Source organism: Marinobacter sp. H13 (genome assembly GCF_059072335.1).
Genome location: NZ_JCACRU010000001.1, coordinates 3,080,077 through 3,102,314, shown reverse-complemented (window position 1 = coordinate 3,102,314; position 22,238 = coordinate 3,080,077). Strand labels below are relative to the sequence as shown.

General features: G+C 55.8%; 20 protein-coding genes. 4 read left to right on the top strand and 16 right to left on the bottom strand.

The window, feature by feature from the left end:
• Positions 1-15 precede the first annotated feature (15 nt).
• From AC5JQH_RS14340 to murJ, 11 genes are all read right to left on the bottom strand, one after another.
• Positions 16-3,372 (bottom strand): pilus assembly protein, encoded by a 3,357-nt coding sequence (locus AC5JQH_RS14340; protein ID WP_008170716.1) that lies wholly within the window; start codon positions 3,370-3,372, stop codon positions 16-18.
• Positions 3,369-3,941, bottom strand: coding sequence for a pilus assembly PilX family protein (locus AC5JQH_RS14335; protein ID WP_008170718.1), 573 nt, complete (start codon positions 3,939-3,941; stop codon positions 3,369-3,371). Before AC5JQH_RS14335 ends, AC5JQH_RS14340 begins: the two co-directional genes overlap by 4 nt.
• A 10-nt stretch (positions 3,942-3,951) precedes the next feature.
• A complete protein-coding gene (locus AC5JQH_RS14330) occupies positions 3,952-5,004 on the bottom strand; it encodes a PilW family protein (protein WP_008170720.1) in 1,053 nt (350 codons plus the stop codon).
• 3 nt (positions 5,005-5,007) lie between these two features.
• Complete coding sequence (gene pilV / locus AC5JQH_RS14325) at positions 5,008-5,412, bottom strand: type IV pilus modification protein PilV (RefSeq protein ID WP_081467502.1); 405 nt, start codon at positions 5,410-5,412, stop codon at positions 5,008-5,010.
• Positions 5,403-5,879: a GspH/FimT family pseudopilin gene (locus tag AC5JQH_RS14320; protein WP_081467503.1), complete on the bottom strand. Its 477-nt coding sequence runs from the start codon at positions 5,877-5,879 to the stop codon at positions 5,403-5,405. Before AC5JQH_RS14320 ends, pilV begins: the two co-directional genes overlap by 10 nt.
• Positions 5,880-6,060: 181 nt before the next feature.
• Positions 6,061-7,014: a 4-hydroxy-3-methylbut-2-enyl diphosphate reductase gene (gene ispH, locus AC5JQH_RS14315; protein WP_008170723.1), complete on the bottom strand. Its 954-nt coding sequence runs from the start codon at positions 7,012-7,014 to the stop codon at positions 6,061-6,063.
• Between the two features lie 18 nt (positions 7,015-7,032).
• A complete protein-coding gene (gene fkpB, locus AC5JQH_RS14310; RefSeq protein ID WP_104323148.1) occupies positions 7,033-7,485 on the bottom strand; it encodes an FKBP-type peptidyl-prolyl cis-trans isomerase in 453 nt (150 codons plus the stop codon).
• 5 nt (positions 7,486-7,490) lie between these two features.
• On the bottom strand, positions 7,491-8,015 hold the full coding sequence (gene lspA / locus AC5JQH_RS14305; protein WP_493805720.1) for a signal peptidase II: 525 nt from the start codon (positions 8,013-8,015) through the stop codon (positions 7,491-7,493).
• Positions 8,015-10,834 (bottom strand): isoleucine--tRNA ligase, encoded by a 2,820-nt coding sequence (gene ileS / locus AC5JQH_RS14300; protein ID WP_493791915.1) that lies wholly within the window; start codon positions 10,832-10,834, stop codon positions 8,015-8,017. Before ileS ends, lspA begins: the two co-directional genes overlap by 1 nt.
• 74 nt (positions 10,835-10,908) lie before the next feature.
• Positions 10,909-11,880 (bottom strand): bifunctional riboflavin kinase/FAD synthetase, encoded by a 972-nt coding sequence (gene ribF / locus AC5JQH_RS14295; protein WP_053114502.1) that lies wholly within the window; start codon positions 11,878-11,880, stop codon positions 10,909-10,911.
• A gap of 81 nt (positions 11,881-11,961) precedes the next feature.
• Positions 11,962-13,542, bottom strand: a complete 1,581-nt coding sequence (gene murJ / locus AC5JQH_RS14290; protein ID WP_075267663.1) for a murein biosynthesis integral membrane protein MurJ — start codon at positions 13,540-13,542, stop codon at positions 11,962-11,964.
• A gap of 261 nt (positions 13,543-13,803) precedes the next feature.
• On the opposite strand from murJ, the gene rpsT reads away from it, so the two are divergent.
• Positions 13,804-14,073 (top strand): 30S ribosomal protein S20, encoded by a 270-nt coding sequence (rpsT, locus tag AC5JQH_RS14285; RefSeq protein ID WP_008170735.1) that lies wholly within the window; start codon positions 13,804-13,806, stop codon positions 14,071-14,073.
• A 62-nt stretch (positions 14,074-14,135) separates the two neighbouring features.
• Here the strand turns inward: rpsT and proB are convergent, their stop codons facing one another.
• The 4 genes from proB to rplU all read right to left on the bottom strand — a co-directional run bounded on the left by proB (position 14,136) and on the right by rplU (position 17,243).
• Positions 14,136-15,260 (bottom strand): glutamate 5-kinase, encoded by a 1,125-nt coding sequence (gene proB / locus AC5JQH_RS14280; protein WP_008170737.1) that lies wholly within the window; start codon positions 15,258-15,260, stop codon positions 14,136-14,138.
• Positions 15,261-15,296: 36 nt separating this feature from the next.
• Entirely contained in the window at positions 15,297-16,490 is a 1,194-nt protein-coding gene (gene cgtA, locus AC5JQH_RS14275; RefSeq protein ID WP_008170740.1) for an Obg family GTPase CgtA, read from the bottom strand.
• A gap of 144 nt (positions 16,491-16,634) precedes the next feature.
• Positions 16,635-16,895 carry a 50S ribosomal protein L27 gene (gene rpmA, locus AC5JQH_RS14270; protein WP_008170742.1) on the bottom strand — a complete coding sequence of 87 codons (261 nt, stop codon included), beginning with the start codon at positions 16,893-16,895 and terminating at the stop codon, positions 16,635-16,637.
• A 36-nt stretch (positions 16,896-16,931) separates the two neighbouring features.
• The gene (gene rplU / locus AC5JQH_RS14265; protein ID WP_008170744.1) at positions 16,932-17,243 is read right to left on the bottom strand and encodes a 50S ribosomal protein L21; all 312 of its coding nucleotides are present in this window, start codon (positions 17,241-17,243) and stop codon (positions 16,932-16,934) included.
• A 243-nt stretch (positions 17,244-17,486) separates the two neighbouring features.
• Between rplU and ispB the strand changes: the two genes are divergently transcribed.
• Entirely contained in the window at positions 17,487-18,455 is a 969-nt protein-coding gene (gene ispB / locus AC5JQH_RS14260) for an octaprenyl diphosphate synthase (RefSeq protein ID WP_493805719.1), read from the top strand.
• Here ispB and AC5JQH_RS14255 read toward each other — a convergent pair.
• Positions 18,448-19,434 carry a glutathione S-transferase family protein gene (locus AC5JQH_RS14255; protein ID WP_493805718.1) on the bottom strand — a complete coding sequence of 329 codons (987 nt, stop codon included), beginning with the start codon at positions 19,432-19,434 and terminating at the stop codon, positions 18,448-18,450. The genes ispB and AC5JQH_RS14255 overlap by 8 nt on opposite strands.
• A gap of 115 nt (positions 19,435-19,549) precedes the next feature.
• Here AC5JQH_RS14255 and AC5JQH_RS14250 point away from each other — a divergent pair, with 115 nt between their 5' ends.
• A complete protein-coding gene (locus tag AC5JQH_RS14250) occupies positions 19,550-20,461 on the top strand; it encodes a LysR substrate-binding domain-containing protein (protein ID WP_493805717.1) in 912 nt (303 codons plus the stop codon).
• 116 nt (positions 20,462-20,577) lie between these two features.
• Positions 20,578-22,107 (top strand): WS/DGAT/MGAT family O-acyltransferase, encoded by a 1,530-nt coding sequence (locus AC5JQH_RS14245; protein ID WP_008170752.1) that lies wholly within the window; start codon positions 20,578-20,580, stop codon positions 22,105-22,107.
• Positions 22,108-22,238 lie beyond the last annotated feature (131 nt).

The window sequence follows — 22,238 nt, the reverse complement described above, 5'->3', positions numbered from 1 at the left end:
AACAAACTATGGCGTTCACTCAACCAACTCATTCCAGCCACGACGACCAGCATTCGTAACTGCGCCACTCAATGGAGGAATTTCTACAACGTCGACAGGTTCGTCACCGTCGCTACCCGGCGTAAATCTGAAATTTCCAAGAATTGTAGACTGGTTTGGCATTGAATTTATCTTGTAGCCTGTCACGATCTGACTGAAGTCAAGAAAAGCTCTGGACTCTGGAGTTCTGCCGTCCAGACCGAACGCAAGAATCCAGCCCGCCCCGCCACCCAAGCAAGGATTTTGGTCCGGAATAATTGTGTTCAAATACAGAAACTCCCCTCTAACCTGCGGGCTAACGACAGCCCTCTCGCCACTAATATCCAAGTCAGCATACCAGCCATTAATCTCGGAAAAATCAAGGGCGTCCCCATTTGAGTAGCGAACCTCTGCGGTCGCCTCCCCCTCCAGAGCAAGGGTAGCCTCGTCAAGAGTTCTAGGCTCGAGTGTTGACCGTGTAAGACCAGCTACACCCTTATCCCATAACCCGTAAACTGACTGTGTATTTGTCGAGGTTACATCGTCACTTTCTAGGTATTGGCCGGTTCCGAAAAATATCAGCAGATTCGGTTCATTACCTGCACGGACTGCGTCTTTGTTTGCAGCCGCCACAGGCGCAGCCGTAATTGGCTGATTGGATGCTGCTGTGAAAAGCGGCTGTGGACCCGAGGCGTTGGAATATGCAGTCCCCCAGGAACCATTTGTGCCATCAGCTACCCAGAGCTTGCCATCAAGATCCCCTGCGTAGATCCGGTCAATCAGATAGTCACCAGTGGTATCGAAAGCACTGAGAGGAGATAGGCCATCACCATCCGAATCGAATTCGACATACCGGACTTCATCGCTCTCCCAAGTTCCATCCATACCCCCCTCGATATCCAACATGAAAAACCCGGTTGAATCTTCGGTAGAGTTGTATCCGTTAGATACGAAGGCGGTCCAGCGAATATCTGAACTTCCCCATTTGGCCATACCGATGATCGGGGCCTGCGTAACATAGCCAAGTTTGTTGTCGTTGCCCGCAGTAAACTCCCAAAGAACTATACTTTCTGCATTCGACTCTGAGAAGCTAGAAGGATCCGTTACATCAAGAGCGAAAATTCCTTTTGCGCCAGCTCTTCCGCCGCCAACAATGACACTTCTCCACGCCGTATCGTTAGTGAGGTTGCCATTTGCTCGCTTTCCTTTGGTATAGATATCCTGCTGCCTGATCTCCAAATCAACGTAGTACCGATGCTGATAGGCAGGGTCCGTGAGAAAATGAAGTCCTGCATTGTCAGCCGTAGAGTTGTAAACAAACTCAGGGATATATGCCAGAACTTCCTGCCCACCGCTCTTCGTCGCCGAGAAACCATGGAGCATTCCATCATTAGAGCCCACGTAAACAACAGGTGAACGATCTTTGTTGGTTTCCGCGAAGTCAGAGAAACGCTCGGAGGATTCGCCAAATGGATCCGAGTCCGGCCAGATAGCGCGTGGAGCACCCACAAACTCGGGGGAGGAATTAACAATGGATCCTAATCGGCTTCCCCGCTTACGAAACTCAGTGGTGTCCTCCAGTGAACGATCGCCGCGAATAAAATTCAACCTTTGCTCTGCCACAGTATCTGTGACGCCACCATAACGGAGGTCGTTTTTCTGGACATCGGTGAGATCATCCCAAAGAAAGGGGCTTGCGCTACCATTACCGTAGGTGATGATCACACGCTCATTGGTGCTGATGTCACGTTCATCCAGTAGGTCTCCAGCGGACCACCCGTTTCCGGCTTCTATCGCATCTTCAATATCGGGCACTACGGGGGTATCTGTTCCTCCAAGCTCAACGGCTTTGAGGTCGCCAGTCCAACCGTTTGGATCAAACTGGGATGAAAATATCAGTGCACCTTCCTGGAAAGAAGAGACATCAAACTCAACAGCCGTTGAAGACCCAGCTTCAGCTGTAATATCGCCTACGGTACCCTTTAGCTCTTTCGCAAAGGTCGAGGGGTTTGACGCACTAAAAAATCCACCTCGAGCGTTAACCGCGGCATGCAACATATCGTTCACTTTGTCTTCGTCAGAGGTTCCGCCCCACCAATTCAAGTATGTTCCATCTTCAATGGCTTTAAATGCAGCGACAGGATCCACCGATCCGGCGACGCCCAAGCCAACGGTATACGTAACCATATGTTGCCAAAAAGCGGGATTTCTCTCAGATACAGGCACATAGTTGTTAATGTCAGTTCTCAGGTCGCGCTTCCAGTAATACATGGCAACGTCTGCAAGGGTTCTGGAATTTCTGCCATCTTTAAACGGATCCACTGCCAAGTATTCGAAAGAATCGCCTCGTTCATTAGTTATCGCAGAGCCATTTACATCATCTGCCTGGTAGACATCAGAACTCGGATCACTACCGTTGTAGTAACCATCAGACATCAGGATGCTGTATGAGAGCCGACACTCTCTGACGGGATTTGTTTCAGAAACTTCTTTGCTCGGATCGTCTGACCAAGCCCTTTCACTTTCCTCAAAATACTGGCCAGCACCTTCGAGAGCGCGCCTCAGAGGGGTGTTACCACTGGCCGGGACATCATATAACCACCCTAAAAAAGCAGATCTTTGGTCATTTGAGTATTCGCGAACACCTGAAACAATTGCCCTGACGTCGGAAGCGTCGTCAATATCATTCTGCCCTCGATTTATTCTTCCCCACCCTAAGCGGAAAGAGGTCGGTAGCTCGAAAAACGCTTCCGCGATTCCGGCGCGCGACATGTACATTCTTGTTGAATAATAGGTAAACCAGTTTGCGAAATTTTGTCTCTCTTCATCAGATTGATCTTTGACAACAACCTTAGTATAGCAAGAGGCTGTTTTCGGGCTCGAAACACAAGCATCGGAGCTTTCATCCAACTGGTAATAAAATGCTGGCTCGTTATATGTATTACGCCAGGTCGGGAAGACATTCTCTAGGTTTGCGTCTCCCGCCGTAGTCATGTTGTCCGCGTAACCATAATAGTATGCCCCAGTAAAAGGACTATTCTGTTTACGCCCGGTTCCATCGGCTTTTCGTGGAGGCAGATATTGCAAATCAGGGTCAAACCATATGGTGTTCACTGCACTTGAAAAATACCAGGGACAATTTGAGGGGTTATTACAAAGATCATTGCCCAACTCATCTGGCATATATTCTCGCTCCATTGAGCCGGAATCATCGATGATGAACATCAAGTTCGGCGCAACAGCACTACCAATAAAAAGCGGCTCTTGAGCAAAATCCGGCCTAGCAGAGTAACCAGCGGTTGGAAGAACGAGAAGCCCAGCCAACGTACCAACAAACCATCTTGAATCAATCATTCGTTTCCTCCTGCCAGCCCACCAGGCTGAAAAATATAGAAGCCTTCCAGCAAGCGTGCGCTGGTCCCAGATGGCCCGGGAGCTCGAACAACGATACGCGCGTAGTCAAACTCGGTTGGTCCTGCCGCACCATACTGGCTCAGATCTCGCGGTAATTGCGCTTCAGCATCCAGAGTGACCTTACCTTTGTAGTCATAGAAATAAAGAGCTGAAATGCCATTTACAGCCGAAGCCTCGATTGCATTTACTGGATCCCCGGTTTCCCCGCTTTTGCTCCATGTCGTTGCTGCGAATGGAGAAGGGGGAGAAGCGCTTGAGCCCGGTGCTGACTCGTAAAACCCGGTTGTTGAGCCGAAATCGTCCAGATCGGCCAAACCATCCAGAGCCGCTTCAGCTTCAACCATTGCCCTTTCAGCTATCTCAAGTGCCAGCATCCCATCTCGCTGAGCTGAGGCCATCCGCTCCTGCATTACGCTGCCCTGCATACCTGAAATTGCCAGCAATGAGAGCACGAGCAGGATTACTAGCGAGACAAGGAGAACGGCACCCTTTTGTGTGTTTTTTGGCATAACATTTACCTCAGATGCGGTTCCGGATCGCGGCAGTGAAGTTAAAAGCTCTGTAGAGCCTGTCGTCTTGCGCAGTCCAGTTTTTTACTCCCGAGCAATCGGTCCAACTGGGGTAACAGAGTCTGGATCTGGTCTGCAAAACCTCATCTTCGCCGCCACGAACAAGCAGACTGACTTCCACAGCGAGCACGCTGTCCCAATCTAATGTTGAATCGCTTGGTAGCTTCCAATCCTGGACTCCAGTTGCAGGCTGCCCCTCACCAAAGCGCAGGCGCATATCAATAACGCCCGAAACAAGCTCAAACGTCGTCCCGTTGCGATCTCTCATAAAGAGGCCAGGCTCTCCTGATGCACCGGTTGCGATAAAGTAAGCCTCAGAGTAGGTCCGAAATACATCCGACCCTTCACCATACACAGCGCTCAAACAGTTCTGCGTGGTAGTGCAACCCGGAGGTGAATTGGCTGAAAAGTCATTCCCAGGCTCACCATTGCCACTATTTGCGACCAATGTAATTGTTGCGCCGCCAGTTCCGCCTTGAACATTAGACAATTCAAAAATATCGCCGTTAATACAGTCAGTTATCAGGATGATATCGCCAGTCTCAAGGTCTCCACGCTCATTTACTGTAAAAGATGCCGAGTTCACCTGAGCCGTTGAAGCAACTGAGGCGCCAGCTCTCCTAACACCCATTGTTACGAAAAAGTCAGTTCCTGCGATAGCGTCAGTTGGTCTCAGCGAACTTTCAGCCGTGATGCCCTGGAACTGGAAATCATGAAGTGCCGGATCATAATCAGAGTCGGAAACATCAAGGTTATTTGTGACCCCCTCTAAAGGGAAACAGCCGTAGAAGCCAGCATTTCGCAGGGCCCTCGAAAGAATATCTGCTCCAAAGCGGCCAGATTCCTGAGCCCGGGCACTTGCCTCCACTACCCGGAAGGACTGGCTGTTCGACGAAAATATCTGAACCAAACCCACTGTCAGAAAGGTGCCCAAAAGTAAGGCAATCATTAACTCGATTAATGAAAGCCCGCTCTGTTTTGATGGTGAGACGTTCAAATTCATTGCTTAAAGACTCGCGTTCATTGTCAGGGTTTGCGTAGCCGAGCCAGAATCACTAAACGGATCCCTCTCGGTCCACTGAACCGTAATCTGAGCCACATCTGCACTTACGGAAATCTGCAGATCACTGTCGGCACCAAGAACCTGCTGCATATTTGCCTCGAGTTGAGCGAGATCTGCTGAATCGAGAACATCTCCACCATTCGCCCTGACTCTGTCTGCAGCTGTTTGCGCATACAACGTTGCCTCCGAACGGAGAGTTGAATTCGCTGTTTGCTGCATAGACAGCAGTTGGACTCCTGCGACACCGAGCAAACCGATTGCCAGCACCAACAATGCGACAAGCACTTCGATCATTGAGAAGCCTGACTCTTTGTGGATTCGTCTCACTGGAGCTACCCTCACGGACATGTAATCGTTGTAGATTGGACCTGACCACCAAGAGTGACAGATACCTGAGTACCACGCTCTCCACTCTCGCCACATACGTTAAAAATCACATTGGAAGTATGTGTCGCCAGCCCATTAGCTCTAAAACCGGGATTTGAGCCAGATGTAAGCGATATATCTACACCGTCGCCCGGGCCTTCCACTTCTCGCAAAGTTTGCAAAGCTCCATTAACGGTAGCCTGAATCAAAACCCCCCCAGAGTAGTCTGAACCGTTTGGCGCCACAGAAACCGTAGTGCCCAATCGAACTGCTTCGGCTCGAGCCATGTTCAAGGCTCCCACCAAATCATTGCTTGACGACGTCAATCTGTTGCTCTCTATGAGCCTGCCAAAGCCCGGAACAGCCACAGTCGCCACGATTGCGATGAGTGTGATCAGAATGAGAAGTTCTATTAACGTAAAGCCAGCTGGCTGTTTGTGAATCAGCATAGTAGTTCCCACTATTCGTTATTCTTAAGGTAACTTGGGTAGGAGAGGCTATCTAGGGTAAGAGCGACGAAAGGAATTAAAGGTAGGATGAACGGTTATCAACTTGAGAAAAGATGACGCAATTCACAATCACGTCATCTTTTCATGCCATATGCGATGATGTAGACGCTTCACTAGTCGGCTAGCTAACCTCCACCACATCTATCCGAAGCTCTTTTGGCATAGAAAACACAATATTCTCCTCACGCCCGGCAATCTCCTCCGGAACGCTGCCGCCAAGCTCTCGCAGGCGAGTAATTACATCATTCACCAGAACCTCCGGAGCTGAGGCGCCAGCGGTCACGCCAACCGAGGTCTTCCCTTCCAGCCAGGCGGCGTCGATCTGGGAGGCCTCGTCGATAAGATAGGCTGGTGTGCCCATGCGCTCGGCCAGCTCGCGCAAGCGATTTGAGTTGGAGCTGTTCGGCGAGCCAACCACCAGCATCAGATCACAGTCGCCAGCCAGCTGCTTCACGGCGTCCTGGCGGTTCTGGGTGGCGTAACAGATGTCATCTTTTCGCGGGCCCTGGATTTCCGGGAACTTTGCTCGGAGGGCGTCGATGACCCGGGCGGTATCGTCCATGGACAGAGTGGTCTGGGTCACGTAGGAGAGCTTTGCGGGGTCTTTTACCTCGAGGTTGGCAGCATCCTCCTCGTTTTCCACGAGGTAGATTTCACCGCCATTGCTGTGGTCGTACTGTCCCATGGTGCCTTCCACTTCCGGGTGGCCGTGGTGGCCGATCAGCACGCATTCCCGACCATCGCGACTATAGCGCATGACTTCCAGGTGGACTTTGGTGACCAGCGGGCAGGTGGCATCGAAGACTTTCAGGCCGCGGCGGGCGGCTTCGTTCTGGACTGCCTGGGAAACACCGTGGGCGCTGAAGATAACCAGCTTGTCGTCTGGAACTTCATCCAGCTCGTCCACGAAAATGGCGCCGCGGTTGCGCAGGTTATCCACCACAAATTTATTGTGGACAACCTCATGCCTTACGTAGATAGGCGCTCCGAACACGTCCAGCGCCCGGTTTACAATTTCAATGGCGCGGTCCACGCCGGCACAAAAGCCTCGGGGATTGGCGAGTCGGATCTGCATATCAACCTGCTGCTCTGGTTAGTGGGCCGGGCCGACCGGCTCCACATCAATGATTTCTACTTCAAACGTCAGTGTACGCCCTGCCAGGGGGTGATTAAAATCCACCTCCACTTCGTCACCTTCTACGCGGCTGACAACACCAGGCAACTCACTCTGGCGCGCATCGGCGAAAGAGATCATCACGCCGGGTTCCAACACCATGTCGGGACTGAACTCATGGCGCTTGAACGTCTGCACGTTATTCGGGTTGTGCTGACCAAAGGCTTTTTCGGGCGGCACCTGAAAACTGTCCTTGTCGCCCGCCTTCATGCCCATCAGGTAGGCCTCAAAGTTTTCCGGCAGATTGTCATCACCGATTTCCAGGGAGGCCGGCTCTTTCTCAAAGGTCGAGTCAATCACTTCGCCATCAGGGAATTTCAGGGCAAAATGAAGTTTTACCCGGGTACCCTTGTCGACAGGCAGTTCATTCATAAGAGTTACTCACTCCTTTGCGCATCCCCGTCCGAATCGGCGGGTTTGCGGAACATATCAAGTATCATCATGGCGGCACCGATGGTGATCGCGGTGTCGGCCAGGTTAAAGGCGGGAAAGTGCCAGTCCTGCCAGTAAAAGTGCAGGAAATCGACCACGTAGCCGTGCACCACCCGGTCGTAGACGTTGCCCAGGGCCCCGCCGAGTATGAGTACGATGGCAATGGCCGTCCAGGTTTCATGGCGCTGAAGGTTTTTCAGCCAGTAAATCAGTACCACGCTGACCACAAGGGCCAGAGTTACGAAGAACCAGCGCTGCCAGCCGGCCGCTTCGGCCAGAAAGCTGAACGCCGCTCCGGTGTTGTGAAGCAACGTCAGGTTGAACATCGGAATCACGGGAACCGGATCGCCGTAGGTCAGCATAGCGGTGGCCATGGCTTTGGTGCCAAGATCCAGAACGATCACCAGCACCGCCAGCCAAAGCCACTTCAATTTGCTCCCGGTGACCTGCTCAGCCATGGTCGCCTCCATCAGGCGTAGGCGCGGGCTTCGCCGGGCCCTTCCACGTTGATCACACAGCGACCACAGAGGTCGTCGTACTTGGCATTGCGGCCGACGTCTTCCCGGTGGTGCCAGCAGCGCTCGCACTTGGTATGGGCAGCCGGTGCTACCTTGACTCGAAGACCCTCGTGGGAAGTCATTTCCGCATCGCCGGCTTCTGAAACTGGCTTAACGCTGGCCTCTGAAGTGATCAGAACAAAGCGCAGCTCTTCACCGAGGTGCTTCAGATCAGCTGCCAGATCGCCTTCACAGAACAGGGTTACCTCGGCGCTTAGCGAGCCTTTGATTTCACCCCGCGCCCTGGCTTCCTCCAGGCACTTGTTGACGGCCTCTTTCACACTGTACATCTCGCGCCAATAGTCGCGGCCAAGCTCGGCGTTATCCGGCAACGGGGTAAGGCCTTCATACCAGGTTTCATAGAACACGGTATCGCTGCGCTTACCCGGCAAATGCTGCCAGATTTCATCAGCGGTGAAGCTGAGAATCGGGGCAATCCAGCGAACGAGCGCTTCGGCCACATGGTACAGGGCCGTCTGGCAGGAACGCCGCGCCAGACTGTCGGCCTGGGTGGTGTACTGGCGATCCTTGATGATATCCAGATAGAAGCCGCCCAGAGTTGCTTCACAGAAGTTGTACACCTTCTGGTAAATCCGCAGGAAGGCGTAGTTGCCATAGTCTTCATGGAGCTCTTCCTGCAACTGCAGGGCACGATCCACCATCCAGCGGTCAAGGGCGATCATGTCTTCCGACGCCACCATGTGCTGCTCCGGATCGAATCCGGTCAGGTTGCTCAGCAGGAAGCGGGAGGTGTTCCGGATCCGGCGGTAACCATCGGCGGTCTGGCGCAGGATGTCCTTGGACACGGTCATTTCGCCGCTGTAGTCGGTTGCGGCCACCCACAGGCGCAGGATGTCGGCGCCCAGCTCGTTCATGACTTCCTGGGGCGCGATCACGTTGCCCAGGGATTTGGACATCTTGTGGCCCTTGCCATCGACGGTAAAGCCGTGGGTCAGAACCTGCCTGTAAGGCGCCACGCCATTCATGGCGATGGAGGTTTTCAAGGACGACTGGAACCAGCCACGGTGCTGGTCTGAGCCTTCGAGGTACATATCCGCCGGGAACTGGCCCAGCTCCTCGCGAACCCGCAGGACAGACTCGTGGGTGACACCGGAATCGAACCAGACATCCAGGGTATCCGTTACCTTCTCGTATTGCTCGGCATCACTACCCAGCAGGGACGACGCATCCAGCTCGTACCAGGCATCGATACCGCCCTCTTCGATCTGCTGGGCCACCTGCTCAATCAGGTTCTGGGTGTCCGGGTGCAGCTCCTGGGTTTCCTTGTGGATAAACAGGGTGATGGGCACGCCCCAGGTCCGCTGACGGGAGATGCACCAGTCCGGCGACTGGTTGAACATGGCTTCGATACGGTTCTTACCCCAGGACGGCACCCAACGTACACCCTGGATCGCTTCAAGGGCATCAGCGCGCAGGTTTTCCTTATCCATGCTGATAAACCACTGGGGTGTGGCCCGGTAGATCAGCGGGGTCTTGGTACGCCAGCAGTGGGGATAGCTGTGACGGAACTTCTCGGAGCGGACCAGCTTGCCCTCGCGCTCGAGGGCGCTGCAAACCGGCTCATCGGCCTTGTAAACGTGTACACCGGCCAGCTCACCGGCGGCGGAAGTGTAGGTGCCATCCGCCTGAACCAGGTTGATGGTGCCGATGTTGTAGGCCTTGCCTACCTCAAAGTCTTCCATGCCGTGGTCAGGCGCGGTATGAACCGCGCCGGTACCGGCATCGGTGGACACGTGATCACCCAGGATCACCGGCACCTGCTTGTCGTAGATCGGGTGCTGGAGAATCAGATTCTCAAGAGCCGCGCCAGCACAGGTTGCCAGCACTTCGTAGCTCTCAACCTGCCAGCGGGCCATGATGCCATCGACCATGTCGGCAGCCAGGATCATCCGCTCCGGGCCGTGCCCGACATCGGTCTGTACCAATGCATAGTCCAGATCGGCATTAAGGGAAACGGCCTGGTTAGCCGGAATGGTCCAGGGCGTGGTGGTCCAGATAACCACGGACACATCGCCATTGCCATTATCGGTGCCGAACAGTGACAGGGCTTTTGCCTGGTCAACCGCGGTAAAGCGCACATCGATCTGGGTCGAGGTCTTGTCCTGGTATTCAACCTCGGCCTCTGCCAGTGCGGACTGACCCACCACACTCCAGTAAACCGGCTTGTAACCACGCACGAGGTGGCCCTTGGCGACAATCTTGCCCAGGGCACGAACAATACCCGCCTCAACTTTGGGATCCATGGTCAGGTAGGGTTTGTCCCACTCCCCCATCACGCCCAGGCGAATGAAATCGGTTTTCTGACCGGCAATCTGCTTGGTGGCGTAGTCGCGACAGGCCTGGCGGAAGGTCTTGTAATCCACCTTCACACCGGCCTTGCCAATCTCCTGCTCCACCTTGTGCTCGATCGGCAGACCATGACAGTCCCAGCCCGGCACGTAAGGCGCGTCATAGCCCATGAAGCTGCGGGACTTGACGATCATGTCCTTGAGAATCTTGTTGACCGCGTGACCAATGTGAATGCTGCCGTTGGCGTAAGGAGGGCCATCATGAAGGATGAACTTTTCCCGCCCTTCACGCTGCTTGCGCAGGTTGCCGTAGACGTCGAGATCCTGCCAGCGCTTGAGCATTTCCGGCTCGCGCTTGGCCAGGTTGCCGCGCATGGGGAAGGCGGTTTCCGGCAGATTCAGGGTGTGCTTGTAGTCGCTCATGGTTTGTGTGCGTACTCTTTTGGTCTTGGTCAGTTTGAGTCAGTCATTTATTCGTTGGGGCGCAGCCGGGCGTTTCAATCCGCGCTTTTCACAGAGCCGTTTTCGGCAATCCACGCTCGGGCCTGGTCAAAATCCCGGGCAATCTGATCTTTCAGCTCGTCCACAGAACCGAATTTTTCCTCGTCCCGCAGGCCATGCCGGAACACAACCTCCAGGTGCTGGCCATAAAGTGTGCCAGCAAAGTCAAACAGGTGCACTTCCAGTGAGGGCCGCTTGCCGTCAACAGTCGGACGTACACCAATATTGGCAACGCCATCGAATCGGGCGCCGTCGTCCAGGGTGGCGGCAACCACATAGACACCGCGCAGGGCGGGTGTCCGATGTAACAGAATATTCGCGGTTGGCGCACCAATCTGGCGCCCCAGTTGGCGGCCATACACGACCCTCCCCCGGATTCGATAGGGGTGGCCCAGCAGCGATTCGGCTTTCTCGAGCCCATTCACCGTGAGTAAATCCCTGACACGTGTGCTGCTTACTCGCTCGCCGTCGACGGTTACTGTCAGGGTATTCTCGACAGAAAATCCGGCGTCGTATCCAACTTTCTCGAGAAGCGCGAAATCGCCCGCCCGATCACAGCCAAACCGGAAATCATCGCCGACCACCAGGTGACGAACGGCCAATCCATGGATCAGAACATCGTCGATAAAGCCCATGGCCGAATAACTACGGAACGCCTGGTTGAAGCGCAGGCACAGCACAATATCGATACCTTCCGCCAGCAGGGCCTCGAACTTCTGACGAAATCCCATCAGCCTTGGCGGCGCTTCCCTGCCCTGAAAAAACTCCCGGGGTTGGGGCTCGAAAATCATCACCACCGAGGGCACGCCCAGAGCCTTGGCCTTGCTTTTGACCTGATCAATAATGGTTTTGTGCCCAAAGTGCACACCGTCGAAGTTACCGATGGTGGCGACACACCCGTTGGCGAGCGGTGAATCCTCCCGACGGGAAAGCATTTTCAGGTTGGTCAGGCCCCGGATCAGACGCATGCAATGCGAACCTTCAATTGCCAGCTAGCTTTCAGCGCTCACTTTTGCCGCAACGCTGGTGAGAAAACGCGCGATTATACCTTACCTGTGGCGGAAATGTCTTACCCGAACCCCGGCCAGCGCCAGTGCAACGAAGTACACGGCGACACCCGCCCCTACCAGCATCGCCATGTCCGCTGCACGCTGATAGCCTCCGTTTGCCAGCCACACCGACACCGGGGCGTTGAGCCAGACAATGACGGCCGCCAGGGCACCGTTGGCAAAAAGCAGCTGTAGCAGAAACCGGGGCCAGCCGGGCTGGCTCTGCCAGGCCCCTTCCTTACGCAGTCCGCGCCAAAGAAGGTAGCCATTCAACCAGGCCGATATTGAGGTGGCCAGCGCGAGGCCGGCGTGGGCCAGCGGGAAAATGAGAATCAGGTTGAACACCATGTTTGCCACCATGGCAAGGATGCCGATCTTGACCGGGGTTTTGGTGTCTTCTCTTGCGAAAAACCCCGGCGCCAGAACCTTGATGAGCATGAACGCCAGCAATCCTGCGGAATAGGCTCGCAAGCTCTGGGCCGACATGGCCACATCCCGGTCGGTAACCGCGCCATAATGGAACAGGGTGGCAATCAGCGGCTCGGCCAACAGCGCAAGCGCCAGGGCAGCCGGAAGACCAATCAAAAGGACCGCCCGAACCGCCCAATCCAGGGTGGCCGCGAACTGGTCCGCTGACGCCGCTGCGTGTTTACGGGAAAGGCTCGGGAGAATAACCGTCGCAATGGCTATCCCGAACACGCCGAGGGGCAATTCCGAGAGCCGATCGGAGTAATACAACCAGGAAACGCTGCCGGTCTGGAGAAAGGACGCCAGAACCGTATCCAACAGCAGATTGATCTGGCTGACGGATACCCCGAACAGCGCAGGCGCCATCAGCTTGAGAATCCGGCTGACACCTTCGTGGCGATAATCCACACGAGGCCGTGGCAACAGGCCCAATCGCATCAGAAACGGCAACTGGAAAAACAACTGCAGTGCCCCGGCAATGAAAACACCCCAGGCCAGAGCCATCACCGGCTCATCCATCAGCGGCGTCAACCAGATGGCTGCCGCAATCATCGCCAGATTGAGAAGAACCGGGGTAAACGCGGGTACCGCAAAGCGATCGTAACTGTTGAGGATGCCGCCGGCGAAGGCCGTCAGGGATATCAGCAACAGGTACGGAAAGGTGATGCGCAACATGTCGCTGGTCAGCGCAAATTTCACCTCATCATCCAGGAAACCAGGGGCAAAGACCGCCGTCAGCACCGGCGCCCCGAGAATGGCCACCAGCGTGACGCCCAACAGCACCAAGCCGAGGGAGCCGGCCACCGCATTGACCAGCCGCTGAACGTCCGAGAGCGACTGATTCTCCCGATAGGATGACAGGACAGGCACAAAAGCCTGGGAGAAGGCGCCTTCCGCAAATAGCCGACGCAGGAAATTCGGAATCTTGAAAGCCACAAAAAAAGCATCGGCACCGGCACCGGCACCGAAATAGCGAGCGATGACCATATCCCGAACCAGACCCAGCACCCGGGACAGCATGGTCATAATACCGACGAGCCCCGACGATCTGAGTAGTCCTGGCGGCTTGGGTAATTGCTTCTGTTCAGGCGTTGATTCAGGTTCCGACGACATGCAGGCCCTTGCTTGGCATTCTGAATATCCTTTTGGCGCTCGTATTTCGGGAATTACCTGCTTCCCGGTCAAGCCCGCGTTCAGTGAGCCGCGAGTTTACCACAGGCCTTCTGTGTCGGGGCATGAAATGGGTTTTAGCCTTGACATTTGAAGGTTTGAGCGGCATAGTTCCGCGTCATTTATTTCGACGCGCTGGTTTTGGCGCGCCCGCGATGTAACGAATCATTCAGCAACGAATTTGAGATTTTCAGGAGTTTTACGGTGGCAAATTCCCCGCAAGCCAAGAAGCGCGCACGTCAGAACGAGAAGAACCGCAAGCACAATGCAAGCCTGCGCTCCATGGCTCGTACTTATGTGAAAAAGATCCAATCCAAGATCGAAGCCGGCAACTACGAAGAAGCCCAGGCCGCTTTCCAGCAGGCTCAGCCGATTCTGGACAGCATGGTCAACAAAGGCATCTTCGCGAAGAACAAGGTTGCTCGTAGCAAGAGCCGCCTGAGCGCCAAGATCAAGGCCCTGAAGAGCGCCTAATCAGCTCGATTCAGGCAAAAAAACCGGCCATCTGGCCGGTTTTTTTTATGGACGAGCGATTATCACACAATCACCAGATTGTCCCGGTGGATCATCTCCTCGCCTGACATATAGCCAAGGATCTCGGTAATCCGGTCACTGGAACGGCCGGCAATAGCCCTGGCTTCGTCGGCGTCGTAATTAACCAGCCCCCGGGCGACTTCACGACCACTCTGGTCGAAGCAGGACACCATCTCGCCACGGCGAAACTGCCCCGACACACCTTTAACACCCACCGGCAGAAGACTGCGGCCACCCAGGCACAGCACTTTCACCGCACCATCATCCAGAGTCAGCCTGCCACGGGTCTGCAGGTGGCTGGCGAGCCATTGCTTTCGGGCAGCAATCCGGCCCTGCTCCGGCAATAACAGAGTACCGATTACATCACCCTGCCGCAGGCGACCAATCACGCCCTCAATGCGACCACCAACAATGACGGTGAAAGCCCCGGACCGGGCAGCAAGCCGCGCAGCACGCAACTTTGTCTGCATGCCGCCGCGCCCGAGAACACCGGCGCCGCCACCCGCCATGGCATCCAGTTCGCGATCGCCGGCCCTGCGCTCGGTCACCAGACAGGCATCCGAATGCTTCCTGGGATCCTTGTCAAAGAGGCCCAGCTGGTCAGTGAGGATAATCAGGCCATCCGCCTCAATCAGATTGGCAACCAGGGCGCCCAGGGTGTCGTTATCGCCAAACCGGATCTCGTCGGTAACCACAGTGTCGTTTTCGTTCACAATGGGCACGACACCCAGGTTCAGCAGGGCCCTGAGGGTTCCCCGGCCATTCAGATAGCGCTTGCGGTCGGAGAGGTCGTCATGAGTCAACAGAATCTGGGCGGTATGGATATCGTGCCGTTTGAACTGGGCCTCCCAGGTCTGCACCAGACCCATCTGACCAACCGCCGCAGCAGCCTGCAACTCATGGAGCTGCTCTGGCCGGACAGTCCAGCCAAGACGACTCATTCCCTCGGCGACGGAACCAGAGGAAACGACAACCACCTCCACGCCATCTTCAATAAGCTCGGCGATCTGATCCACCCACAAACCCAGGGCCGCCACATCCAGGCCACGGCCATCGTTGGTCAGCAAAGCGCTTCCGATCTTGATAACCAGGCGACGGGCCTGGCGCAACTGTAGGCGTTCAGTCATGGTGCTTGAGCGATCTCTCTGGTATCAGTCCTTGGTTTACTCCGGGGCGTAGACCACTTCGACATCGTAATCATCATCGTCAAAGTCGTCGTCATCGTCCTCTTCGCGGGCCGCGCGGCGTGCCTGACGCTCGGCTTCAATACGGGCGCGAGCTTCGTCGTCCATCTGCCGGCGACGTTGGGCCTCCCGCTCCGCGAATTCCGGATTCTGGGCCTCTTCCTCAGCCTGCTCTTCGATCCAGCGCATGACGGCCTGAGCCAGGGACTTGGTGCCCTCGCCACTGAGCGCAGAGATCCAGAAAACCGGCCCTTCCCATCCGAGCTCATCGACAATGGCCTGACAATGAGCATCGCGATCTTCTTCGGCCACCATGTCGACCTTGTTCAGTACGAGCCATCTCGGACGGTTGGCCAGAGTTTCGCTGAACTTCTCAAGCTCATGCTCGATCGCTCTAACCGCATCGGCGGGCGACGAGCCATCGTACGGTGCCACATCCACAAGGTGCAGCAGTAGACGGGTGCGCACGAGATGCTTCAGGAAGCGGATACCCAGGCCGGCACCTTCGGCGGCACCTTCAATCAGACCCGGGATATCGGCAATCACGAAACTCTGGTGCGCCTGTACACTGACAACACCAAGATTGGGTACCAGCGTGGTAAACGGATAGTCCGCAACCTTCGGGCGAGCCGCCGACACCGAACGGATAAAGGTAGACTTGCCAGCATTGGGCATGCCCAGCAAACCCACGTCCGCCAGCACCTTCAACTCCAGCCTCAGGTTACGCAACTCGCCCTCGGAACCCTTGGTAGTCTGGCGCGGGGCGCGATTCACCGAGGATTTGAAACGGGTGTTGCCAAGACCATGAAACCCGCCCTGGGCCACCTTGAGGCGCTGGCCGGCGTGGGTCAGATCTCCCAGGACCTCATGGGTATCCATATCGACCACCGTGGTGCCGACCGGAACCGGCAGAACCAGGTCCTCGCCTTTGTTGCCGGTACAGTTGCGGCCGGAGCCCGGCTCGCCATTCTGGGCCTTGTGTTTGCGCTGGAACCGGTAGTCGATCAGCGTGTTCAGCGACTCCTCGGCTTCCAGATATACGGAACCACCATCGCCCCCGTCGCCGCCATCGGGGCCACCCTTGGGAACGTATTTTTCTCGCCGGAAGCTCAGGCAGCCGTGACCGCCCTTGCCGGCTTCCACAATGATGGTGGCTTCGTCTACGAATTTCATGAATCAACCCTTTGCGCCATGCGCATAAACTAAAAAGCCCCGCAGCCTCTAGGAAGCTTTGCGGGGCTCCGGATGGTTCTGAGCACCTGATAATATCAGGATATCAGCGCCACCCAGGGTTCGACAGAACCGGATCGCCGCTGCTTACGCAGCCGGAACGATGCTCACGAACTTACGGCTCTGCGGGCCTTTGGTTTCGAACTTCACCTGGCCGTCTGCTTTCGCAAACAGGGTGTGGTCCTTGCCAATGCCAACATTGCTACCAGCGTGGAAACGAGTGCCACGCTGACGGATGATGATGCTGCCTGCAGATACAGTCTCGCCGCCAAAGCGCTTCACACCAAGTCGTTTAGACTCGGAATCGCGACCGTTACGGGTACTACCTGCTGCCTTTTTATGAGCCATTACCAGCCTCCTTATTTAAGGGGTAATTCGAGAGCCTCAGCCCTTGATACCCGTGATCTTGACTTCAGTAAACCACTGACGGTGGCCCTGACGCTTCATGTGATGCTTACGACGACGGAACTTGATGATCTGAACCTTGTCATGACGGCCGTGGCTAACCACTTCTGCGGTCACTTTGGCACCATCAACTACCGGCGCGCCTACCTGAACCTTGTCGCCGTCGGCGATCAGCAGAACGCGATCAAACTCAACGTTACCGCCGGTTTCAACTTCCAGCTTTTCCAGCTTCAGGGTTTCGCCTTCTTTTACACGGTGCTGCTTGCCACCGCTAACAATAACTGCGTACATTCACTCGTTCTCCACGATTGACCCATCCCTGCTCTTATCCACCTGGTTCTAAGGGAGGCGCTCTGGCGACCCTATAGCAGGGAGCGCAGGTTGGGATGAGTTGGGCGCGTGATTGTACGAAAAGACGCACCGCAACACAAGCCAAGTTGACACTACCTTCGGCAATACCTAGCATTGCCGCGACCTGCCTTTAATATCAACAATCGTAACGACGATAACACCAGCAAGGGATCCACAAGCCGCATGACAGCCCAGCGCATTTACGACACCGTGGCCGACGACTTCAGCCGCGTTAATGATCTGATCATCCAGCGGCTTTCCTCAGATGTTCCCCTGGTGGAGAAAATCGCCCAGTACATCATTGAAAGCGGCGGTAAGCGCTTGAGACCGCTACTGGTTCTGCTTTCCAGCCAGGCCGCCGGCTACGAGGAAAACGACCACCTCAAGCTCGCAGCCGTGATCGAATTCCTGCACACCGCCACCCTGCTGCACGATGATGTAGTAGACACCTCGGACATGCGCCGCGGCCGAAGCACCGCCAACGCCCGCTGGGGCAACGCGCCAAGCGTTCTGGTAGGTGATTTCCTCTACGCCCGTGCTTTCGAGATGATGGTGGAGCTGAAAAGCCTGCGAATCATGGACGTTTTGTCCCACGCCACGGCGGTAATCGCCGAGGGCGAGGTTATGCAACTGATGAACGTGAAAAACCCGGACCTCACCGAAGAGCAGTACATGAAGGTCATCCACAACAAGACTGCCATGCTGTTCGAAGCCGCCTCCCACACCGGCGCACTGCTTGCCAACGCCAATGCAGAGCAGGAGCTGGGCCTGAAAGACTACGGCAAGCATCTGGGCCTGGCTTTCCAGCTGGTGGACGATGTCCTGGATTACCGCGGCGACGCCGAAGCCATGGGCAAAAACGTGGGCGACGATCTGGCTGAAGGCAAGACCACCCTGCCGCTGATCCACGCCATGAACCATGGCACCGGGGAAGAACGGCAGTTGATCCGTCAGGCCATCCGCAAGGGCGGCCTGGACGATCTGCCCCGGATCCTGGATATTGTTGAGCGCTCAGGCGCAATCGAATACACCATGTCAAAGGCGCGGGAGCAGGCGGAACTGGCCCAGACCTGCCTTCAACCCCTTCCAGACTCAGGCCATAAAGAAGCCATGGAACTGCTGACTGAGGTCGCAGTCGCGAGAGTTAGCTAAGCGACTCACGCCCGTGGGGTGAGTCAAAGTCCAGCTCCGGACCAACCGGTACTATCTGAGTCGGGTTAATGGTTCTCTGGCTTACGTAGTAGTGGCGTTTGATCTGATCAATATCCACGGTCTTCGCCACGCCTGGCACCTGGTAGAGGTCCCGAACGTAGGCAGAAAGCGCCGGGAAATCGCTGATCCGCTGGCGGTTGCACTTGAAGTGGCTGTAATACACTGCATCAAACCGGATCAACGTGGTGAACAACCGCCAGTCAGCCTCGGTCAGCCGGCCACCGACCAGATACCGTTGAGAAGACAACCGCTCCTCAAGCCAGTCGAGAGAATCAAACAGCGCATTGTAGGCTTCCTCGTACTTATCCTGGGCAGTGGCAAAGCCCGCTTTGTAAACGCCATTATTAACCGTGTCGTAAACCCGGGCGTTCACAGTATCAATCTCTTCTTGCAGCTCCCCGGGATAGAAATCCAGATCGGTACGAACACCCTCAAGGCCATCAAAAGCCGAATTGAACATCCGGATAATTTCGGCCGACTCGTTGCTCGCAATCGTTTCTTTCTTCTTATCCCACAAGGTCGGCACTGTTACCCGCCCAGAATAGTCCGGGGCAGCCTTGGTATAGACCTGATGCATGAAGCGGAATCCATGGAGATGGTCCCTATGCTGCTCACTGTCGGGCCGAAACTCCCAGCCGTTTTCCACCATGTCCGGGTGCACCACTGACACCGGAATGTGCTTCTCCAGACCTTTGAGCTTCCGGAAAATCAACGTCCGGTGCGCCCAGGGGCAGGCCATTGAAACATAGAGATGATAGCGCCCTGATTCCGCCTTGAAACCGCCTTCGCCATCCGGCCCCGGCGAGCCATCGGCGGTCACCCAGTTCCGGAAACGCGCTGCTTCCCGTTCAAACTTGCCACCGGTCTTGTCGGTGTCATACCACTTGTCGTGCCATTTGCCATCAATCAGCAGGCCCATAAAGCCCTCCCGTTAAAATTCCTGAACATGATGAAATCAATACAGGCAGAATACCGGGGACCCTGCTACGCTCTCAAACAAGCATTTCTGGCCAACAACCTCAGATAATTCGAACATGCATACAGCCATCACCATTGACGCCCTCAAAGTCCTTGATGCCATTGACCGCAAAGGCAGTTTCGCCGGTGCCGCCAACGAACTGTTCCGGGTTCCCTCCGCCATCAGTTACACCGTGCAGAAGCTGGAAGAGGATCTGAATGTCGCCATTTACGACCGAACCGGTCACCGCGCCCGACTGACACCGGCCGGCCGCTACCTTCTGGAAGAGGGCCGCACACTGCTCGAGGCGGCAGAAAACCTCGCGCACACCACACGCCAGGTCGCCCAGGGCTGGGAAACGCGGTTACGGATCGGGTTCAACTCACTGCTGCCGGCGGAATGCCTGTTTCCGGCAATCCGGGAATTCTATGAGCTGTGCGTACCGGTAGATGTACAAATCGTGGAAGAGGTCTTTGCCGGAACCTGGGATGCTCTGCAAAGCCGCCGCGTGGATCTGATCATCGGCGCCGATAATTTCAGCAAGCCAGCGGGAAACTACACAACCCAATCCCTGGGCGACATGCCGTTCGTTTTTGCCGTTGCCGCCGATCATCCCCTGGCCGATGCCGAAGCGCCGCTCTCCGAGGACGAAATCTCCCGTTATCCGGCAGCCGTCGCTGCAGACACATCAAGGTCCTTGCCCCCGGGCCACGCCGGCATATTCCACCGCCAGCGAACCTTGACGGTGGCCAACATTGACCAGAAGATCGCCATACAGGTAGCCGGCCTCGGCGTGGGATGGTTGCCAAGGGCACGAATCAGCGCAGAACTGAAGGAAGGCAAGCTGGTCATCAAGGAAGTGCAGGAATCGCGACAACCAATCAAACTGCAACTGGCCAGGCATGCCGAGGACCAGGGCAAGGCCCTGATGTGGTTTTGGGACCGACTCAGCGCGGAGGGAGCCGTTTCAGACTGGCTAACAGGCTGAAAATAAAGCAAATGGTATGACTCCAACTCGAAGTCATACCAGGCAAATGAGTCAACCGTTTGCCCGGGCACTTCGTTTATACTGCAGCTTAAACCAACGCCGAAGGGAGCTCTCTGATGCGGCAACTGTCGGAACTGGATGCCTCGTTCCTGTATCTCGAGTCGGAAACCACACCGATGCACATCGGAGGCATCTACCTCTTCGATGCTTCCGAACGGGAGAAACCGCTGGCCTTCAGCACCTTTGTCGCCTACCTTCGAAGCCGCCTGCATGTTGTGCCGGTTTTCCGGCAACGCCTGAAAGAAATTCCCCTGCGCCTGGGCCGCCCCTACTGGATTGATGACCCCGATTTCAGCATCGAGCGCCACCTTGCCTACGTTAATCTGGGCGAACACGGCCGCAAGGCAAGCCTGATGACGCTGGCCTCACGGATTCTGGAAGAACCTCTGAAAAGGGACCGCCCGCTGTGGCACATCACCTTCGTAGACGGTTTCAAACTGGACGAGCAGGACACCGGCAGTGATGGCTTCGCTTTGATCGTCAAATTGCACCACGCTGCCATCGACGCCTTCAGTGGCGAGGAGATTATTGGCAAACTACTGGAGTATACGCCCGAGCCCAGCCCGATTGCGCCACCTCGACCCTGGCAGCCCAGACCAGAACCCTCGGAAGAACGGGTCATGCTCCAGGCCGGTGCGAACATCATTCGCACGCCACTGCAGTTCACCTCTCTGGCGTTCAACGCAGCCGAGGCTACAGCCCGGGGACTGATCCAGAAGCAATTACGCAAACTGCCACTCCCGCTGCCCCTGTTTTCCGCCCCAAACAGCCCTTTCAATCGGCAGATTACGGCAAATCGGCAGATTGTCGCCCCCAGCGTGGAGCTTTCGCGCCTGAAGGCGATCAAGGCGTTTCTCGGGGACGTAACGTTGAACGATGTGGTTTTGGGCCTTTGTGCCGAGGCCCTGAAGCGCTATCTGATCAGCGAGGGCGCCAATGCCGACAAATCCCTGGTGGCAATGACACCGATTTCGGTTCGTTCCAACAGCCTACGACGAGCCACCGGGAACCAGATGTCTGCCATGCTGCTGGATCTCGCGACCGATGAAACCGATCCTGCCCAGCGGATACGGCGCATACACTGGAACGCGGTTGCCTCGGAGCCCTACCGGGAGGCTATTGCTGCAGATCGGCTGACGGAACTGCTGCCTTCAACCATGCTGGCGCTTTCCGCAAGACTTTACTCGGAATTGCAAATTGCCCAGCGTTACCAGCCGGTATTCAATCTGCCAATCACCAATGTTCCCGGACCACAGGTTCCACTGTATCTGCAGGGGGCACGCCTGGTTCAGCAATACAATACGGCGCCGCTGTTCGACAGTATGGGACTGGTTATTGTAGCGGTGAGCTATGAGGGAAGGCTGACACTGAATTTCACCACCTGCCCCGATGTGGTGGCCCACGGAGAGTCATTGCAGTCTCACGTGGATGAAAGCCTCAACGCCATTGAAGCAGCCATGGAACGGCTCGGAACAGAGGCAACCAAAGAACCCATCGCAGCCTCCCCAACACAGACCCTCGCAGATGATGCCATGACCGCGATGGAGGGGCTTCTCAAGAAAGCCCTGAAACGTTTCCGGGCCTGAACCGGACCCGGAAACGGTCAAGCAAGACTCGCTTATTCGAACGCCCAACGAAGAAACGCTTTCTTTTCCTCGTCACTCGCTGTTTCCCAGATGGTTTTCAACTGTTCAAGCGCGTTTTCAGCACTTGCCGG

Coding starts and splice junctions, on each gene's coding strand:
- AC5JQH_RS14340 (WP_008170716.1), bottom strand. CDS start 3,372: ATGATTGATTCAAGATGGTTTGTTGGTACGTTGGCTGGGCTTCTCGTT.
- AC5JQH_RS14335 (WP_008170718.1), bottom strand. CDS start 3,941: ATGCCAAAAAACACACAAAAGGGTGCCGTTCTCCTTGTCTCGCTAGTA.
- AC5JQH_RS14330 (WP_008170720.1), bottom strand. CDS start 5,004: ATGAATTTGAACGTCTCACCATCAAAACAGAGCGGGCTTTCATTAATC.
- pilV (WP_081467502.1), bottom strand. CDS start 5,412: ATGTCCGTGAGGGTAGCTCCAGTGAGACGAATCCACAAAGAGTCAGGC.
- AC5JQH_RS14320 (WP_081467503.1), bottom strand. CDS start 5,879: ATGCTGATTCACAAACAGCCAGCTGGCTTTACGTTAATAGAACTTCTC.
- ispH (WP_008170723.1), bottom strand. CDS start 7,014: ATGCAGATCCGACTCGCCAATCCCCGAGGCTTTTGTGCCGGCGTGGAC.
- fkpB (WP_104323148.1), bottom strand. CDS start 7,485: ATGAATGAACTGCCTGTCGACAAGGGTACCCGGGTAAAACTTCATTTT.
- lspA (WP_493805720.1), bottom strand. CDS start 8,015: ATGGAGGCGACCATGGCTGAGCAGGTCACCGGGAGCAAATTGAAGTGG.
- ileS (WP_493791915.1), bottom strand. CDS start 10,834: ATGAGCGACTACAAGCACACCCTGAATCTGCCGGAAACCGCCTTCCCC.
- ribF (WP_053114502.1), bottom strand. CDS start 11,880: ATGCGTCTGATCCGGGGCCTGACCAACCTGAAAATGCTTTCCCGTCGG.
- murJ (WP_075267663.1), bottom strand. CDS start 13,542: ATGTCGTCGGAACCTGAATCAACGCCTGAACAGAAGCAATTACCCAAG.
- proB (WP_008170737.1), bottom strand. CDS start 15,260: ATGACTGAACGCCTACAGTTGCGCCAGGCCCGTCGCCTGGTTATCAAG.
- cgtA (WP_008170740.1), bottom strand. CDS start 16,490: ATGAAATTCGTAGACGAAGCCACCATCATTGTGGAAGCCGGCAAGGGC.
- rpmA (WP_008170742.1), bottom strand. CDS start 16,895: ATGGCTCATAAAAAGGCAGCAGGTAGTACCCGTAACGGTCGCGATTCC.
- rplU (WP_008170744.1), bottom strand. CDS start 17,243: ATGTACGCAGTTATTGTTAGCGGTGGCAAGCAGCACCGTGTAAAAGAA.
- ispB (WP_493805719.1), top strand. CDS start 17,487: ATGACAGCCCAGCGCATTTACGACACCGTGGCCGACGACTTCAGCCGC.
- AC5JQH_RS14255 (WP_493805718.1), bottom strand. CDS start 19,434: ATGGGCCTGCTGATTGATGGCAAATGGCACGACAAGTGGTATGACACC.
- AC5JQH_RS14250 (WP_493805717.1), top strand. CDS start 19,550: ATGCATACAGCCATCACCATTGACGCCCTCAAAGTCCTTGATGCCATT.
- AC5JQH_RS14245 (WP_008170752.1), top strand. CDS start 20,578: ATGCGGCAACTGTCGGAACTGGATGCCTCGTTCCTGTATCTCGAGTCG.